This is a genomic window from Micrococcus sp. HMSC31B01 (assembly GCF_001816085.1).
GTDB classification, from domain to species: Bacteria; Actinomycetota; Actinomycetes; order Actinomycetales; family Micrococcaceae; genus Micrococcus; species Micrococcus luteus.
In genome coordinates, this window is the sequence record NZ_KV825360.1 from 1 (window position 1) to 2,625 (window position 2,625).

General features: G+C 73.3%; 3 protein-coding genes. 2 read left to right on the forward strand and 1 reads right to left on the reverse strand.

Going from position 1 to position 2,625, the window contains the following annotated elements; translation table 11 throughout:
- A partial coding sequence (locus tag HMPREF3105_RS10815) for a YflT domain-containing protein (protein WP_070709589.1) occupies nucleotides 1–514 on the reverse strand: 514 nt, incomplete at its 3' end.
- A 92-nt stretch (nucleotides 515–606) separates the two neighbouring features.
- On the opposite strand from HMPREF3105_RS10815, the gene HMPREF3105_RS10820 reads away from it, so the two are divergent.
- Nucleotides 607–1,875, forward strand: a complete 1,269-nt coding sequence (locus HMPREF3105_RS10820; protein ID WP_010080556.1) for a magnesium transporter MgtE N-terminal domain-containing protein — start codon at nucleotides 607–609, stop codon at nucleotides 1,873–1,875.
- A 39-nt stretch (nucleotides 1,876–1,914) separates the two neighbouring features.
- Nucleotides 1,915–2,625: DUF1003 domain-containing protein (locus HMPREF3105_RS10825; protein ID WP_070709591.1), on the forward strand; the 711-nt coding region annotated here is incomplete at its 3' end.

Here is a 2,625-nt window from a genome sequence, read left to right on the forward strand (position 1 = left end):
GCTGCGGGGCCGGCTGCGGCGTCGGGGCCGCGGCACCGCCCAGGCCCAGCTCCTGGCGGGCGCGGGCGGCGTGGTCGAACGCGACCACGAGGTCGAAGGCCGTCGGCACGACGGCCTGCGAGGACGCGAAGCCGTGCTGGCCCCGACGCATCGCGAAGCCGATCACGCCGAAGATCAGCCACACCGCCAGGCCCAGCAGCATGGAGGTGAGGATCTGCCCCGGGCCGGCCTCGGGGGCCAGCAGGTAGAGGAACACGCCGATCAGTCCGCCGAAGAACACGCCGCGCACACCCGCGGACAACGCCACCTGGGCGTAGTTCAGCCGGCCGCGCACCCGCTCCACGACCCGCAGGTCCTTGCCCACGATCGACACGGCGCTCACGGGGAAGTCCGTGGCGGCGAGGCGGTCCACCTGCTCGCGCGCCTGCGCGTAGGTGGCGTAGGTGGCCAGCAGCTCTCCGCGGGGCAGGCCCTGCTCGGCGCCGGGCTGAGGGTTGGACATCATGAACGACATGGACCCATTGTGCCCGGCCCGGCGCCCGGGCGGGCGGCGGTCCGCCGTACGCGGACACGGAGCCGCGGTCCGGCACGCCGTAGGCTGGGTCGGTGAGCTCCCCCAAGATCTTCGTGGCCCGCCTGCTGGGCCTGGACGTCTTCGACCCCCTCGGCGACCGCCTGGGACGGCTGCGCGACGTCGTCGTGCTGGACCGCGGCCCCGCCGCAGCCCCGTTCGCCACCGGCCTCGTGATCGAGGTCCCCGGCAAGAAGCGCGTCTTCGTCCCGATGACGCGGGTGACGTCCATGGACTCGGGCCGGATCATCACGACCGGGCTGATCAACCTGCGCCGGTTCTCCCGCCGTGGCGCCGAGCAGATGGTGGCCGCCGACCTCTTCGACCGGAAAGTGCGCCTCTCCGACGGGTCGGGCGAGGCCTTCCTGGAGGACATCGGGCTGGAACAGCAGCGCAACGGCGACTGGCTGGTCTCGGACCTGTACGTGCGCCGCATCGTCGGCCGCGGCCCCTTCGGCCGCGCCCAGCGGGGCGAGCACCTCCTGCTGAACTGGGACGAGGCCCGCTGGACGGCGCAGGCCGACCCGCAGGGGGCCACGAGCTTCCTCGCCGCGCACGAGGACCTCAAGCCCGCCGACCTGGCGGACATGCTCCACGACATGTCGGAGAAGCGCCGCGTCGAGGTCGCCAGGGAGCTGCAGAACGAACGCCTCGCGGACGTGCTCCAGGAGCTGCCCGACGACGACCAGGTGCAGATCCTCTCCCAGCTGGACATCGACCGCGCCGCCGACGTCCTGGAGGAGATGGACCCGGACGACGCGGCGGACCTGCTCCACGAGCTGCCCGACTCCCAGCAGGAGCTGCTGCTCGAACGCATGGAGCCGGAGGACGCCGAGGACGTCCGGCGCCTGCTCGAGTACGAGGAGGGCACGGCGGGCTCGCTCATGACCCCCGTGCCGGTCATCCTCCCCCCGGAGGCCACCGTGGCCGAGGCCATGGCGACCATCCGACAGCAGGAGATCTCCCCCGCGCTGGCCTCGCTCGTGATCGTGGCCCGGCCGCCGTTGGAGACGCCGACGGGCCGGTTCCTCGGCGTCGTCCACTTCCAGCGCCTGCTGCGGTACCCGCCGCCGGAGGCGATCGGCAACATCATGGACAAGGATCTCGAGGCCGTCTCGGACCTCGCCCCCATCGCCCACGTGACCCGCGAGCTCGCGACCTACAACCTCACGTGCATCCCCGTGGTGAACGAGCAGGACCGCGTCGTCGGGGCCGTGAGCGTGGACGACCTGCTCGACCACATCCTGCCCGACGACTGGCGGGCCATGGACCTCGACGACGCCGAGACCCGCCCCGCAACCTGACCCCGCGGCCCGCCGCCGCACGACACCGGAGGTGTGAGCATGACCCAGACCGCGCGAGACCTGCGCCCGGGCCGCGGCACCGGCCTGGACACCCCGCTGAGCGCCAGCGGGCGCCGCGTGCCCCGGCTGGCCCCGAACCCGGACGCCTTCGGCGAGGCCACCGAGGGCATCGCCCGCTTCATGGGCACCCCGCAGTTCCTCGTCTGGATGACGCTGTTCTGCGCCGCCTGGCTGGGCTGGAACACGTTCGGCCCGATGGCGTGGCGGTTCGACTCCGCCGAGCTCGGCTTCACCGCGCTCACGCTCATGCTCTCCCTCCAGGCGTCCTACGCCGCACCCCTGCTCCTGCTGGCGCAGAACCGCCAGGACGACCGGGACAAGGTCGCGCTGCGCGAGGACCGTGACCGCGCCGAGCGCAACCTCGCCGACACCGAGTTCCTCACCCGCGAGATCGCCGGTCTGCGGCTGGCCGTCCAGGAGGTCGCCACGCGCGACTTCGTGCGCGGCGAGCTGCGCGGCGTCCAGGACGACCTCAGGGACGACCTCCGCGAGGCGCTGCGCGCCGAGCTGCGGGAGGAGATCCGGGAGGAGATCCGGGAGGAGCTGCGCGCCGGCCTCCCGGGCGCCGAGGCCCAGCCCCGCAAGAACAAGAAGACCAAGGGCCGCGGCCGGGATGCGCGGCGCGGCGACGCCGGCGCCGAGCCCACGACCACCACGCTCGCCACCCTCGCGGCGCAGGAGGCCCAGGAG